14 protein-coding genes are annotated in these 14,163 nt (G+C 63.4%); 2 read left to right on the top strand and 12 right to left on the bottom strand.

Going from position 1 to position 14,163, the window contains the following annotated elements:
* Nucleotides 1-199: 199 nt before the first annotated feature.
* Nucleotides 200-1,606, top strand: coding sequence for an allantoin permease (locus VM99_18670; GenBank protein ID AKJ99998.1), 1,407 nt, complete (start codon nucleotides 200-202; stop codon nucleotides 1,604-1,606).
* A gap of 300 nt (nucleotides 1,607-1,906) precedes the next feature.
* Here VM99_18670 and VM99_18675 read toward each other — a convergent pair whose 3' ends face one another.
* From VM99_18675 to VM99_18695, 5 genes are all read right to left on the bottom strand, one after another.
* Entirely contained in the window at nucleotides 1,907-3,058 is a 1,152-nt protein-coding gene (locus VM99_18675; GenBank protein ID AKJ99999.1) for a branched-chain amino acid ABC transporter substrate-binding protein, read from the bottom strand.
* Between the two features lie 17 nt (nucleotides 3,059-3,075).
* Nucleotides 3,076-3,885 (bottom strand): polyamine ABC transporter permease, encoded by an 810-nt coding sequence (locus VM99_18680; protein ID AKK00001.1) that lies wholly within the window; start codon nucleotides 3,883-3,885, stop codon nucleotides 3,076-3,078.
* Nucleotides 3,886-3,891: 6 nt separating this feature from the next.
* The gene (locus tag VM99_18685) at nucleotides 3,892-4,824 is read right to left on the bottom strand and encodes an ABC transporter permease (GenBank protein ID AKK01797.1); all 933 of its coding nucleotides are present in this window, start codon (nucleotides 4,822-4,824) and stop codon (nucleotides 3,892-3,894) included.
* On the bottom strand, nucleotides 4,821-5,846 hold the full coding sequence (locus tag VM99_18690) for an ABC transporter substrate-binding protein (GenBank protein ID AKK00002.1): 1,026 nt from the start codon (nucleotides 5,844-5,846) through the stop codon (nucleotides 4,821-4,823). The genes VM99_18685 and VM99_18690 overlap by 4 nt, the downstream gene beginning before the upstream one ends.
* Nucleotides 5,847-6,228: 382 nt before the next feature.
* Complete coding sequence (locus tag VM99_18695; protein ID AKK00003.1) at nucleotides 6,229-7,338, bottom strand: 3,4-dihydroxy-2-butanone 4-phosphate synthase; 1,110 nt, start codon at nucleotides 7,336-7,338, stop codon at nucleotides 6,229-6,231.
* A gap of 83 nt (nucleotides 7,339-7,421) precedes the next feature.
* On the opposite strand from VM99_18695, the gene VM99_18700 reads away from it, so the two are divergent.
* Nucleotides 7,422-7,718, top strand: coding sequence for a hypothetical protein (locus tag VM99_18700; protein ID AKK00004.1), 297 nt, complete (start codon nucleotides 7,422-7,424; stop codon nucleotides 7,716-7,718).
* 143 nt (nucleotides 7,719-7,861) lie between these two features.
* On the opposite strand, the gene VM99_18705 is transcribed toward VM99_18700, so the two are convergent.
* From VM99_18705 to VM99_18735, 7 genes are all read right to left on the bottom strand, one after another.
* A complete protein-coding gene (locus VM99_18705) occupies nucleotides 7,862-8,425 on the bottom strand; it encodes an NUDIX hydrolase (GenBank protein ID AKK00005.1) in 564 nt (187 codons plus the stop codon).
* 1 nt (nucleotide 8,426) lies between these two features.
* Nucleotides 8,427-9,179 carry a GntR family transcriptional regulator gene (locus tag VM99_18710; GenBank protein ID AKK00006.1) on the bottom strand — a complete coding sequence of 251 codons (753 nt, stop codon included), beginning with the start codon at nucleotides 9,177-9,179 and terminating at the stop codon, nucleotides 8,427-8,429.
* Between the two features lie 58 nt (nucleotides 9,180-9,237).
* Nucleotides 9,238-9,642, bottom strand: a complete 405-nt coding sequence (locus VM99_18715) for a 4-carboxymuconolactone decarboxylase (GenBank protein AKK00007.1) — start codon at nucleotides 9,640-9,642, stop codon at nucleotides 9,238-9,240.
* Nucleotides 9,639-11,114 (bottom strand): succinate-semialdehyde dehydrogenase, encoded by a 1,476-nt coding sequence (gabD, locus tag VM99_18720; GenBank protein AKK00008.1) that lies wholly within the window; start codon nucleotides 11,112-11,114, stop codon nucleotides 9,639-9,641. The genes VM99_18715 and gabD overlap by 4 nt, the downstream gene beginning before the upstream one ends.
* A 207-nt stretch (nucleotides 11,115-11,321) precedes the next feature.
* Nucleotides 11,322-11,807 (bottom strand): flavin reductase, encoded by a 486-nt coding sequence (locus tag VM99_18725; protein ID AKK00009.1) that lies wholly within the window; start codon nucleotides 11,805-11,807, stop codon nucleotides 11,322-11,324.
* Nucleotides 11,808-11,819: 12 nt separating this feature from the next.
* A complete protein-coding gene (locus VM99_18730; GenBank protein ID AKK00010.1) occupies nucleotides 11,820-13,301 on the bottom strand; it encodes a carnitine dehydratase in 1,482 nt (493 codons plus the stop codon).
* Nucleotides 13,298-14,131, bottom strand: a complete 834-nt coding sequence (locus VM99_18735; GenBank protein AKK00011.1) for a 3-oxoadipate enol-lactonase — start codon at nucleotides 14,129-14,131, stop codon at nucleotides 13,298-13,300. The genes VM99_18730 and VM99_18735 overlap by 4 nt, the downstream gene beginning before the upstream one ends.
* Nucleotides 14,132-14,163 lie beyond the last annotated feature (32 nt).

Below are 14,163 nucleotides of genomic sequence, written 5' to 3' on the forward strand. Positions count from 1 at the left end.
AGCGTTTTGAGTCAATGATTACGGGGGTTTCACTTAGGGCGGCCAGGCGGGATAGCGGATCAGTTGGGCGCCGAAAGAGCGGATCAGTCTTGTGAAAGTGTTGGAATACCATAATATGGTGTTCATCTGAGAGGCGCCCAGAGTGCCTCCGGTTTGGCTTCATACAACGATAAGAACAGACAAACTCGAGTTCATGCCTATGTCCCAGATGTCCCGGCAAGACCCGTTGATCGAGAACCATACGGTCGACTACGTTCCTCTCGCAGAGCGCCACGGAAAGGCCCGCGACTTGTTCACCCTGTGGTTCAGCACCAACATTGCGCCGCTGCCCATCGTCACCGGCGCCATGGTGGTCCAGGTGTTCCATCTCGATCTGTTCTGGGGGTTGCTGGCGATTGCGCTGGGACACCTGCTCGGCGGCTCGGTGATTGCCCTCGCGTCAGCCCAGGGACCGCGCATGGGGATCCCACAGATGGTCCAGAGTCGCGGCCAGTTCGGTCGCTATGGCGCGCTGTTGATTGTGTTCTTCGCGGCGCTGATCTACGTCGGGTTCTTCATTTCCAACATCGTCCTGGCGGGCAAATCCATCGTTGGCATCGTGCCGTCGGTGCCGGTCCCGGCCAGCATCCTGATGGGTGCCCTCGGTGCCACGGCCATCGGTGTGATCGGCTATCGCTTCATCCATACCCTGAACCGCATCGGTACCTGGGTGATGGGCGGTGCGTTGTTCGCCGGTTTCTTCTACATCTTCGTCCACGACCTGCCAGCGGACTTTTTCAGCCGCGGCGGCTTCAACCTGTCCGGCTGGCTGGCCACGGTGTCGCTGGGGATCATCTGGCAGATCAGCTTCTCGCCCTATGTCTCGGACTACTCACGCTACCTGCCGGCGGATATCGGCATCGCCCGGCCGTTCCTGGCCACCTACCTGGGGGCGACGCTGGGCACCATCCTGTCGTTTGCCTTCGGCGCGGTGGCCGTACTGGCAACCCCCGAGGGCACTGAAGCGATGGCGGCGGTCAAACAGTCCACCGGTTGGCTGGGGCCGATTCTGATGGTGCTGTTTCTGCTCAACATCATCAGTCACAACGCCTTGAATCTGTATGGCGCGGTATTGTCGATCATCACCTCGATCCAGACCTTCGCCAGCCAGTGGACGCCGAGCGTCAAAGTGCGAGTGGTGTTGTCCGGCGTCGTGCTGGCAGGCTGCTGCGTGGTGGCGCTGGGGGCTTCGGCGGACTTCATTTCGCAGTTCATCGGCTTGATCCTGGCCTTGCTGCTGGTGCTGGTGCCATGGGCGTCGATCAACCTGATCGACTTCTATGTGATCAAGCGCGGCCACTACGACATCGCCTCGATCTTCCGGGCCGACGGCGGGATTTACGGGCGCTTCAACCTGCATGCGATCGTGGCTTACTTCATCGGGATCATCGTGCAGTTGCCGTTTGCCAACACGTCGCTGTATGTCGGGCCCTACGCCAACCTGGTGGACGGTGCCGACCTGTCGTGGCTGGTGGGCCTGCTGGTGACCTGCCCGCTGTATTACTGCCTGGCGACCCGCGGCCAGGCCCAGCGGCGTGCGGCGGCGCGACTGGGTTACACCGACTGATTCAAGCACTGTTTGATCGAATGCCCGGCTTTTTGCCGGGCATTCTTGTTTGGGTGGCTGCAAAACGGTAGGAGCGGGTGGGTGTCCACAAGTCTCAGATACACCCTAGAACCTGTGGGAGCGGGCTTGCCCGCGAAGGCGTCGGCACATTCAGTATCAATGCAAATGGGCCCACCGCTTTCGCGAGCAACCTCAGCTCTTGCCCCCTCACCAAACAAAAAAGGCCGCCGCAACCCGACGTTGCGGCGACCTTGAGGGTGACATCTTTGAGACGGCCCACCGAAGTGGGCCAGTAGGGGATCAGTGCGCCCCGGCGGCCTTGTTCAGGTCACTTTCGGCCCATTGGGTGTAGACGCAGGCGTCGGCGGTGGCCCAGCGCACGCGCACCGGGTCGCCGGCCTTGAGCGGCATGCCCGCGGCGGACAGCGCCTTGACGGTCATGGCGGTGCCGCCGGACGTCACCACGCTGCAGGTCTGGCTTTCGCCGAGAAACAGCACTTCCACGACCTTGGCCGACACCTCATTCCAGCCTGCCGCAAGCGGTTGTTGCGCGGCCTGCTCGGTGCTCAGCGCCAGGGCTTTTTCCGGGCGGACCATCAGCAGCACATCCTGCTCGGTTTGCAGGCCGGCAGTCAGGCGAATCGACAGCGACTGGCCTTCGAAGCTCGCCACGGCGTTGCCCTGGGCCTTGAGCTTGAGGAAGTTCGAGTTGCCGAGGAACGACGCGACGAAAGCATTCGGCGGATTCTGGTAGAGGTCGTAGCCGCTGCCCAGGCCGACGATCTTGCCGTGGCTGAAAATGGCGATGCGTTGGGACAGGCGCATGGCTTCTTCCTGGTCGTGCGTCACGTAGACGATGGTGATGCCCAGGCGGCGGTGCAACTGACGCAGTTCATCCTGCAGGTCTTCGCGCAGTTTTTTGTCCAGGGCGCCGAGGGGTTCGTCCATCAACAGGATGCGAGGCTCGTAGACCAGCGCCCGGGCAATCGCCACGCGCTGTTGCTGGCCGCCGGAGAGTTGCGAAGGGCGGCGATGAGCAAATTGTTCCAATTGCACCAGCTTGAGCATCGCGTCGACCCGGCGGTCGCGTTCGGCCGGGGCGAGTTTGCGGATCGCCAGCGGGAACGCGATGTTGTCCCGTACCGACAGGTGCGGGAACAGCGAGTAACGTTGGAACACCATGCCGATGTCGCGCTTGTGCGGCGGCACGTTGACCAGGGATTTGCCGTCCACCAGGATCTCGCCGCTGCTGGGGGTTTCAAACCCGGCCAGCATCGACAGCGTGGTGCTCTTGCCCGAGCCGCTGGAGCCGAGGAAGGTCAGGAACTCACCGTCCTGGATCTCCAGTGAGATATCGTCCACGGCGGCGAAGTCGCCGTAGTGTTTGTTCAGGTTGCGCAGACTGACCAGGGTCTTGTTGTTCTGTTGTGCAGGGTCTTTGACAGCACTCATCGTGTTCTCCTAGGCGCTCAGGCGCTGATTTCATTGCGCCGGCGCAGGGCGGCGGCGATCACCATCACCAATACCGAGAGGCCGATCAGCAGCGTCGAAGCGACGGCGATCACAGGCGTCAGGTCCTGGCGCAGGGTGGTCCACATCTTGACGGGCAAGGTTTGCAGGGTGGGGCTGGCCATCATCACGCTCAGCACCACTTCGTCCCACGACACCAGGAACGCGAACAGCGCACCGGCGACCATGCCCGGGCGAATCGCCGGAAATGTCACCTTGAACACCGCTTGCAGGCGCGAGGCACCGCAGATCACCGCCGCGTCCTCGATGGACTGGTCGAACAGCTTGAGCGAGTTGATGATCGAAATGATGGTGAACGGCAGCGCGACGATGACGTGGCTGACCACGAACGCGAACATCGTCCCGGTGTAGCCGAGCTTGAGAAACAGCGCATACACCGCCACGGCGATGATCACCAGCGGCACGATCATCGGCAGGGTGAACAGGCCATAGAGCATTTCCCGTCCGGGGAATCGTCCGCGCACCAGGGCAAAAGCCGTCGGCAAGCCCAGCGCCACCGCGCAGACCGTGGTCAGCAGGGCGACCTTGAGGCTGGTCAGCGCGGCGTTCATCCAGTCCGGGTTGGAGAAGAACTGGCCGTACCATTTGAATGTCCAGCCCGGTGGCGGGAACACCAGCCACTGGGAGGAGCCGAACGACAGCAACACGATGAACACGATCGGCAACAGCAGGAACAGTCCGATCAGGCCGGTGGTGGCGTACAGACCGAAGCGCATGCGCCGGCTCATGGCATTGGGAGTCAGGAGCATGACGGTTTACCTCGCGTGACTGGCGCCGACCGGGGATTCCGGCTGGAGCTTCAGGTAGAAGTAGAACAGCACCAGGGTGATGACGATCAGCAACGCGGCACCGGCGCTCGCCAGGCCCCAGTTGAGGAACGATTGCACCTGCTGAATGATGAACTCGGGCAGCATCATGTTCTGCGCGCCGCCCAGCAGGGCCGGCGTCACGTAGTACCCCAGGGACATCACGAACACCATCAACCCACCGGAGAACAGCCCCGGCCGGCACAGCGGCAGGAACACCCGGAAGAAGTTGGTCCACGGGCTGGCGCCGCAGATGGAGCCCGCCTGCAGGATCATCGGGTCGATGGCCTGCATGGTCGCTTGCAAGGGCAGGACGATGAACGGAATCATGATGTAGCTCATGCCGATCACCACGCCGGTGAGGTTATGCACCATCTCCAGCGGCTGATCGATGATGCCCAGCGCCATCAACGCCTTGTTGATCACCCCGGAGGCCTGCAACAGCACCAGCCAGGAGTAGGTGCGGGCCAGCAGGCTGGTCCACATCGACAACAGCACGATGTTGAGCATCCAGCGGCCCCAGCCACGGGGCACCAGGGTGATGGCCCAGGCCAGGGGGAACCCCAGCAGCAGGCTGAACAGCGTCACCAGCCCGGCCACCGAAAAGGTGTTGAACAACACCCGGGCATAGGCCGAGTTGGCGAACAGTTGTTCATAGTTGCCGAGCCCGGGCACCGGCTCCAGCACGCCGCGCAGCAGCAGGCCGATCAGCGGCGCCAGGAAGAACAGACCAAGAAACAGCAGGGCCGGGGCGAGGTTGCCGACCCCGCGCCAGCGCTGGGCCAGCGACGGGGCCTGTGCAGCGGCGGCCCGGGTGATTGGCACGCCGGCGGCGCCCGCAGCGCCCCCGGAGTGTTGGGTTGCCGTTGCCGACATTTTTATTTGACCAGCCATTCGTTCCACCGTGTCGCGATGTCCTGACCGTTCTTGGCCCAGTACGCGAAATCAAGCGTGATCTGATCCTTGGCGTAGGCGGTCGGCAGGTTGGGAGCGAGCACCGAGTCCAGGCGTGCGACGCTGTCGACGTTGACCGGCGCGTAGGCGGTCAGGTTGGAGAAATCGGCCTGACCTTTGGCGCTGCTGGCGTTGGCCAAAAACTTCATGGCGGCGGCCTTGTTTTTCGACCCCTTCGGAATCACCAGGATGTCGGCCATGACCAGGTTCTGCTTCCAGCTCACGCCAACGGGAGCGCCGTCCTGCTGCAGGGCATAGACGCGGCCATTCCAGAACTGGCCCAGGCTGGCTTCGCCGGACGCGAGCAGTTGCTGGGACTGCGCGCCGCCGCCCCACCAGACGATGTCTTTCTTGATGGTGTCGAGTTTCTTGAAGGCGCGATCCAGGTCCAGAGGGTAGAGCTTGTCTTGCGGTACGCCGTCGGCCAGCAGGGCCAGCTCCAGCACGCCAGGGCTCGGCCATTTGTACAGGGCGCGCTTGCCGGGGTAGGTCTTGGTGTCGAACAGTGCGGACCAGTCCTGCGGCTTGCCGGAACCGAGCTTGCCTTCGTTGTAGCCGAGGACGAAAGAGAAGTAGAACGAACCGACACCGTGATCGGAAACGAAGCGCGGGTCGATCTTGTCCCGTTGGATGACCGAGAAGTCCAGGGGTTCGAGCAAGCCTTCAGACGCTGCACGCAAGGCGAAGTCCGCTTCCACATCGACCACGTCCCATTGCACGTTGCCGCTTTCGACCATGGCTTTGAGCTTGCCGTAGTCGGTGGGGCCGTCCTGGACCACGGTGATGCCGCTGGCCTTGCTGAACGGGTCGGCCCAGGCCTGCTTCTGCGCGTCCTGGGTACTGCCGCCCCAACTGACGAAGTTGACGCTTTCAGCGGCCATCGACGCCTGGCTGGCGACGCTCAGCAGGCTCGCAAAAAGAACGGCGACTGCACTTTTCTTCAACACCATTTTCACGCCCTCATTGTTGTGTTTATTGAGCGGGCTTGTGTGTGCCCGCTTATCGGGAGCTTAGGTCCATCGGGTTTTGCGGCTGACCGTGCCAAGGGCGGGTTGAATGCGCGTTCCCTGCCGGGTGCGCTTGGCTGGAGCGTTCGGTCTATGGAATATCATATTATGGTATTCCAAACTTTCTGCAAGCACTTTGCCTTACCGGTTATCTGCCTGAGGACAGATTTTTTCTATCTTCCTGTGAATGAATACTCAGCCCCGGCGGTGATCCCCGTGTGGGAGCGGGCTTGCTCGCGAAGGCGGTAGACCTGCAAATGGCTGTCCCTCGAAGGCCGCCTTCGCGAGCAAGCCCGCTCCCACAGTGATCCGCGTTAGCTTCGGCTCATCCGGTAAACGGAATGCTCTCCACCACCTCCAGGTCATACCCCGTCAACCCCGCATACTTGAGCGGTGGTCCCAGGTGTCGCAACTTGCCGACGCCCAGGTCCTGGAGAATCTGCGCGCCGGTGCCTACTTCAGAATAGATGCGCGATTGGGATCGGCTGAACTGCCTGGGAGGCTGGGTGAGCTGTGGAACGCGTTCGAGCAGCGCCTGGGACGATTCGTGGTTGGCCAGCACGACCACCACGCCACTACCTTCCTCGGCGACCCGTTGCAGGGCGGCCCACAGCGTCCAGTTGGACGGGCCGTTGTATTCGGCGCCCACCAGGTCCCGCAGCGGGTCGATCACGTGCACCCGCACCAGGGTCGGTTCGTCTCGACGAATGTCGCCCATGACCATCGCCATGTGCACGCCACCCTCGATGCGATCCTCAAAGGTGAACAGGCGGAAGGTGCCATGCACTGTCGGCAACTCACGCTCACCGATGCGCACCACGGTGTGCTCGGTGCTCAGGCGGTAGTGGATCAGGTCGGCGATGGTGCCGATCTTGATGCCGTGTTTGCGGGCGAAGATTTCCAGGTCCGGACGGCGGGCCATGGTGCCGTCATCGTTCATCACTTCGACGATCACCGAAGCGGGCGTGAAACCCGCCAGGCGCGCCAGGTCGCAACCGGCTTCGGTGTGCCCGGCGCGGGTCAGCACGCCACCTTCCTTGGCGCGCAGCGGAAAGATATGCCCCGGTTGCACGATATCGGCAGGGCCGGCATCAGCCGCCACGGCGGCCGCGACGGTGCGAGCCCGGTCAGCGGCGGAAATACCGGTGGTCACGCCCGTGGCGGCTTCGATGGACACCGTGAACGCGGTGCTGAACACACTGCCGTTGCTCGGCACCATCTGTTCGAGGCCCAGGCGCTGGCAATGCTCGTCGGTCAGGGTCAGGCAGATCAGCCCACGGGCTTCCCGGGCCATGAAGCTGATGGCCTGGGCGTTGCAGCAGTCGGCGGCGAGCAGCAGGTCGCCTTCGTTTTCGCGGTCTTCGTCATCCACCAGCAACACCATCTTGCCCAGGCGGTAGTCTTCGATGATTTCCTGAATGCTGTTAAAGGCCATGTCGGGCTCTCTTGTGCTTTATGGAGTGCTTGATGAAAACAACTTGTGGTATACCATAATACAAAATAAACCGAGAGGTCACTATGAAGGCGTACTGGATTGCTCATGTGGATGTCACCGACCCCGATCAATACAGCCAATACACCCAGCGGGCGCCCGCGGCGTTCGCGCTGTACGGCGCGCGCATGCTGGCCCGGGGCGGGCGCAGCGAGGCAATGGAAGGCAGGGCGACGCCGCAGCGCAGCGTGGTGATCGAGTTCGACTCGTACGAACAGGCGGTGGCGTGCTATCACTCGCCGCAGTATCAGGAGGCCAAGCGCCACCGCAAGGACGTGGCGCAGGCCGAAGTGATCATTGTCGAGGGCGTGGCGCCTGTGTAGACGTGGATGCCAGATCATTCACTGTGGGAGCGAGCTTGCTCGCGATGGCGGTGGGTCAGAAAAAAATCATCTACTGACTCACCGCCATCGCGAGCAAGCTCGCTCCCACAGAGGATTTCACAGGCTGGGCTCCACAAGGGTGATCAACGAATGAAGTGGATCTTGCCGCTGTCGTCGTTGCCGATGTAGATGCCATAGACGCCGGCCTGGCGTTCCTCGATGTAGCGTTCGAGGATCTGCCGGATGGCCGGGTAATAGATGCTGTCCCAAGGGATGTCCTGCGGGGCGAAGAATTGGCAGGCGAGGGTTTCGGGGCCGAACTGGCCGGTGATCTCCAACGCGACGGCGCGGAAGATGATGTAGACCTCACTGATCTTCGGCACGCTGAAGATCGAGTAGGGCGAGACGATGTCGGCGCGCACGCCGGTTTCTTCCCAGACTTCGCGCAGCGCCGCCTGCTCGGTGGTCTCGTTGCCTTCCATGAACCCGGCCGGCAGGGTCCAGGTGCCGGGACGTGGTGGAATGGCGCGCTGGCACAACAGGTACTTGCCGTCCTGCTCGATGATGCAGCCGGCGATGATCTTCGGATTGACGTAGTGGATGTAGCCACAGCCGTCGCACATCAGCCGTTCATGGGTATCGCCCGCTGGCAGGCGGTGATTCAGGTCACTGCCGCCACACTTTGGACAAAAGCTCGGGCTGAACATGTCAGTGGCCTATGCGAGGTTCTTTCAGGGCGATGGGCGCGGTGATCTCGGGGATGTCGCCGGTTTCTTCCTGCTTGCGCTTGAGGTACTCCAGCGCCACCTTGGCTGCCGCGCGCACGTGGTCCACCGAGGCCTGGTGGGCGGCCAGCGGATCGCCGCTCTTGATCGCCTCGACCATGCGTTCCATTTCCTGGTTGCTCGCGCCGCGGCGGTTTTGCTGGGACACGGACGTCGCCCGCAGGTAGCTGATGCGTGCCTGCAACTGCCGTAGCTGGGTGGCCGCCACATGGTTGCCGGAGCCTTCGAGCAGCACGTCGTAGAAGCCCTGCACCGAATCGATCACCTGTTGCAGCTCGCCCTCCTTGAGGGCCTGGCGGTTTTCCTCGAGGGCGCGCTCGAGGGCCTTGATGTCCTTGGCCTTGGCCCGCAGGGTGAACAACTGGACGATCAGGCCTTCCAGCACGCAGCGCAGCTCATAGATGTCGACGGCGTCGGCCAGGGTGATGATCGCGACCCGCGGCCCCTTGGCGTCGGCGAATTCCACCAGGCCTTCGGATTCGAGATGGCGCAGGGCTTCGCGCACCGACGTGCGGCTCACGCCCAGGCGATCGCACAGGTCACGCTCGACCAGGCGATCTCCCGGCAAAAGCTGGAAGTTCATGATGGCGCTTCGCAATTTATCCAGCACGATTTCGCGCAGGGTAACGGGGTTGCGATTGACCTTGAAGCTGTCGTCGAGTGGCAGGCGTTTCATGGGGTCCGCTCTGTAGTAAGGCTGTCCATGCCCAACGGGCAACATCTGCACGGTCAGGTCAAACAGCCGAAGGTTGACTGGAGGCCTCGGCGTCGGCTTCGGCAAAGGCTTCACGGGCAAGTCGGAAACTGTCTACCGCTGCGGGAACGCCGCAATAGATACCGACCTGAAGCAAAATTTCGCGTATTTGCTCACGACTCAGGCCGTTACGCAAGGCGCCACGCACATGCAGCTTGAGTTCGTGCGGGCGATTGAGCGCCGAGATCATCGCCAGGTTGATCATGCTGCGTTCCTTGAGGGACAAGCCCTCGCGCCCCCATACATGGCCCCAGCAGTATTCGGTGACCATTTCCTGCAACGGTCGGGTGAAGTCGTCGGCGTTCTCGATGGAGCGCTTGACGTAGGCCTCGCCGAGCACCTGGGTGCGGATCCTGAGGCCCTGTTCGTACTTGTCGTTGCTCATCGCGCCATGCTCCCACTGTCTTGGAGTCCACCCATGAGGGTGTATTTGAGTTCCAGGTAATCGTCGATGCCATATCGGGAGCCTTCGCGGCCCAGGCCCGAGGTCTTGATCCCGCCGAACGGGGCGACCTCGGTGGAGATCAGGCCCTCATTGATGCCCACCATGCCGTACTCCAGCGCCTCGCTCATGCGCCAGGCGCGGCCCAGGTCGCGGGTGTAGCAATAGGCGGCGAGGCCGGAGTCGGTGTCGTTGGCCATCTGCACGGCTTGCGCTTCGGTGGCGAAACGAAAAACCGCCGCCAGGGGCCCGAAGGTTTCGTCCCGGGCGACTTTCATTTGCGGGGTCACGCCGGCCAGAACCGTCGGCTGGAAGAACCCATGGCCCAGGGCATGCCGTTCGCCACCGCAAAGCAGCCGGGCGCCGTGGGCGAGGGCGTCCTGCACGTGCTCCTCGACCTTGGCGACGGCCCGTTCATTGATCAACGGGCCCTGGGTCACGCCTGCCTCGAAGCCGCTGCCGACGGTCAGTTGGGCCACCCGCTCGGACAAGCGTGCGACGAAGGCATCGTGGATGCCGTCCTGGACCAGGAAGCGATTGACACAAACGCAGGTCTGCCCGGCATTGCGGAACTTGGCGACCAATGCACCGTCCACGGCCCGTTCCAGGTCGGCGTCGTCAAACACGATGAAGGGGGCGTTACCGCCCAACTCCAGCGAGACCTTTTTCAGGGTCGGTGCACACTGGGCCATGAGCAACTTGCCGATGGCCGTGGAGCCGGTGAACGAGAGCTTGCGCACCTGCGGGCTGCTGGTCAGCTCGCCGCCGATGGCCACGGCGTCGCCGGTGATCACGTTGAAAATACCGGCCGGGATCCCGGCCTGTTCCGCCAGGACCGCCATCGCCAGGGCCGAGAACGGCGTCTCCGGCGCGGGCTTGACGATGCACGGGCAGCCCGCGGCAAGGGCCGGGCCGGCCTTGCGGGTGATCATCGCGGCAGGGAAGTTCCAGGGCGTGATGGCGGCCACCACGCCGATGGGCTCCTTGCTCACCACAATGCGCGCATCGTCCTTGTGGCTGGGGATGGTGTCGCCGTAGATGCGCTTGGCTTCTTCGGCAAACCATTCGATGAAGCTGGCGGCGTAGAGAATCTCGCCCTTGGCTTCGGCCAACGGCTTGCCTTGTTCGAGGGTGAGGATTTCTGCCAGCGCGTCGGCGTGTACAAGCATCAGCCCGTGCCAGCGCTTGAGGGCCTGGCTGCGGGCCTTGGCGGTCAGCCCGCGCCAGGCTGGCCAGGCCTTGTTGGCCGCGGCGATGGCCTGGCGAGCATGGGCGGCGCCCAGGTTCGGCACCCGGCCGATCAACTCGCCATTGGCCGGGTTGAAAATGTCCTGGCAAGCGCCATCGGGCGCCTCGAGCCATTGGCCGTCGATATAGGCCTGCTGGCGGAACAGTTGCAAGGCTGCTGGGCTCATGCCGGCTCCTGAAATAAAGATAGAAAAGTCACTTCTGGCTCCCTGTGGCGAGGGGATTTATCCCCGTTGGGCTGCGTAGCAGCCCCAAAACCTGCCTGCTCAGTTGACCTGACGCACCGGGGCAGCAGCTTCAGGGCCGCTTCGCGCCCCAGCGGGGATAAATCCCCTCGCCACAACAAGGTTCGGCTCAGGACCCTCTTGGCCTGTTCAACCCAGCGCGGGCAGGGCGCCGAGCTTGCCCTTGTGGTAAATCATAGGCGTGACCGCCTGCTCGGGCAGGATCAGGTGCTTCACGGCGCCAACGATGATGGCGTGGTCGCCGCCATCGTATTCGCGCCACAGCTCGCATTCGATGATCGCCGTGGCCTTGGCCAGGATCGGGTTCCCGAGGTCGCTCAGGTGCCAATCGATGCCGTTGGCCTTGTCCTTGCCCTTGCCGGCGAACGCGTAGGCTTCGGCGGTCTGGTCGGCGGACAGCAGGTGGATGGCGAACTGCTTGCTGTCGCGCAGGATCGGGTAGGTGTCGGAGGCATAGTTGGGGCAGAACAGCACCAGCGCCGGATCGATCGACAGGGCGCTGAACGCACTGGCGGTGATGCCGACGATGTTCCCGTCCGGGTCCAGGGTCGTGACCACGGTGACGCCGGATGGGAAGGAGCCCATGACTTCTTTGTAAATGCCGGGTTCGATCATTTCTCAGGACTCCTAGCGCATCACGAACGGGTCAGGCATGGGAGCCTGGGAAAGGTTGATCCACACCGTTTTCAGCTCGGTGTAGGCCAGCACCGAATCGATGCCGCTTTCGCGTCCATAGCCGCTGTTCTTGAAGCCGCCGATCGGCGCCATGGCCGAGACCGCGCGGTAGGTGTTGACCCAGATGATCCCGGAGCGCACGTCACGGGCCAGGCGATGGGCACGGCCCAGGTCGCGGGTCCAGATGCCGGCGGCGAGGCCGAACTGCGAGTCGTTGGCAATCGCCAGGGCCTCGGCTTCGTCCTTGAACCGGATGACCGAGGCCACCGGGCCGAAGACTTCTTCCTGCATGATCTTCATGGAATTGCGGTCGCATTCGAACAGGGTTGGCTCATAGAACCAGCCGTCACCCAGCTGCTGCGCACGCTTGCCACCGAAGCGCAGGCGCGCGCCTTCGGCGATGGCATCGGCCACCAGGCCTTCGACCACGGCCAGTTGCTGCGCGGTGGCCATCGGGCCCATTTCACTGTCGTCGTCCTGCGGATTGCCGAGGCGGATGCGCTTGGCGCGTTCCTCCAGCCGCGAGACGAACTCGTCGTAGATCTCGTCCTGCACCAGCAGCCGCGAGCCGGACACGCAGCTTTGCCCCGAGGCCGCGTAGATACCCGCGATTGCCCCGTTGATAGCGCTGTCGAGGTCGGCGTCGGCGAAGATGATATTCGGCGACTTGCCCCCCAGTTCCAGGGACAGCTTGGCGAAGTTCTCGGCGCTGCTGCGCACCACGTGACGGGCCGTGGCCGCGCCACCGGTGAAGGCGATCTTGCGCACCAGCGGGTGACGGGTCAGTGCCGCGCCGGTGCTCGGGCCGTAGCCGGTCACGACGTTGACCACGCCAGGCGGGATCCCGGCTTCCAGGGCCAGGCGGGCCAGTTCCAGGATCGTCGCCGAGGCGTGTTCGGAAGGCTTGATCACGATGGTGTTGCCGGCGGCCAGCGCCGGGGCCAGCTTGATCGCGGTCAGGTACAGCGGGCTGTTCCAGGGGATGATCGCTGCGACCACGCCCATGGCTTCGTGCACGGTGTAGGCAAACAGGTCCGGTTTGTCGAGGGGCAGGGTGCCGCCTTCGAGCTTGTCGGCCAGGCCCGCGGTGTAGTGGAAGAACTCCGGCAGGTAACCGACCTGGCCACGGGTTTCGCGGATCAACTTACCGTTGTCGCGGCTTTCCAGCTGGGCCAGTTGTTCTTTGTTCTCGGCTATCAGGTCGCCCAGGCGCCGCAGCAACTTGCCGCGAGCGGTGGCGGTCAGGCCGCGCCATGCCGGGCTGTCGAAGGCGGTCTGCGCCGCCTGCACGGCACGCTCGACATCGGCTTCGCCAGCGTCGGGCAGTTCGGCCCAGGCTTGCGCGAGCGCCGGGTTCAGGCTTTCGAAAGTCTTGCCGGACAAGGCATCGACCCATTCACCGCCGATGCACATCGAAAAGCGTGCGAGAGTCATGCAACGATCCCCTTGATTGGATTGGGTCGGGCGTACGCCTTGTCGAGAAATTGCAGCAGCAACTGATTGACCAGGCGCGGCGATTCTACCGGCATCATATGCCGTTGCTCGGGGAGCACGGCAACGTCGGCACCGGGAATGCGCGCGGCCAGTTGCTCGGCCATTTCCGGGGTCGAGCCCGGGTCCAGTTCGCCAGTGGCAATCAACGTCGGCACCTGGATGCTGCCCAGGTCGTCGGCGCGGTACATGTCCTGGGTGGCGAACAATTCGTAGGTGGTCAGGTAGCCTTGCGGGTCGTTCTGCGCCAGGGTCTGGCGCAGCGCGGCGATCTGCGCCGGGTTGGCTGCCTGGTATTCGCGACTGAACCAGCGCGACAAGGCGGCCTCGGCGTTGGCGTCCGGGCCGTGCTCCGCGGCCTGGGCGGTGCGGGCGATGACTCCGGCGCGCTGCTCGGCACTGCGGTTGAACACGCTGTTGAGCACCACCAGGCCTTGCAGGCGTTGCGGGTAATGCAAGGCAAACGCACGGGCCACCAGGCCACCCATGGAAAAGCCGATGACCGTGGCCTGGGGCAGTTGCAGGTGATCGAGCAGCTCCAGCAACTGATCGGCGTAGCCCAGCAACGACGTGCCGTTCTGCGGGCGCGGGCTGGCGCCATGGCCGAGCATGTCGTAGGCGATGACACGGTACTTCGTGGCCAGGCCGACGACTTGGCCGCCCCACATTTCTTTGTTCAGGCCCACGCCGTGGATCAGTACCACGGGCTGGCCTTGGCCGGTCGCCAGGTAACTGGTGCCGGCCGGGGTGAGTTCAGCGGTGAGCCGAATCATGGAGCGCTCCTGCATGCCTTTTTTATTGTGGT

Origin of the sequence: Pseudomonas chlororaphis (assembly GCA_001023535.1) — a bacterium.
In the GTDB taxonomy this organism is placed as follows: domain Bacteria; phylum Pseudomonadota; class Gammaproteobacteria; order Pseudomonadales; family Pseudomonadaceae; genus Aquipseudomonas; species Aquipseudomonas chlororaphis_E.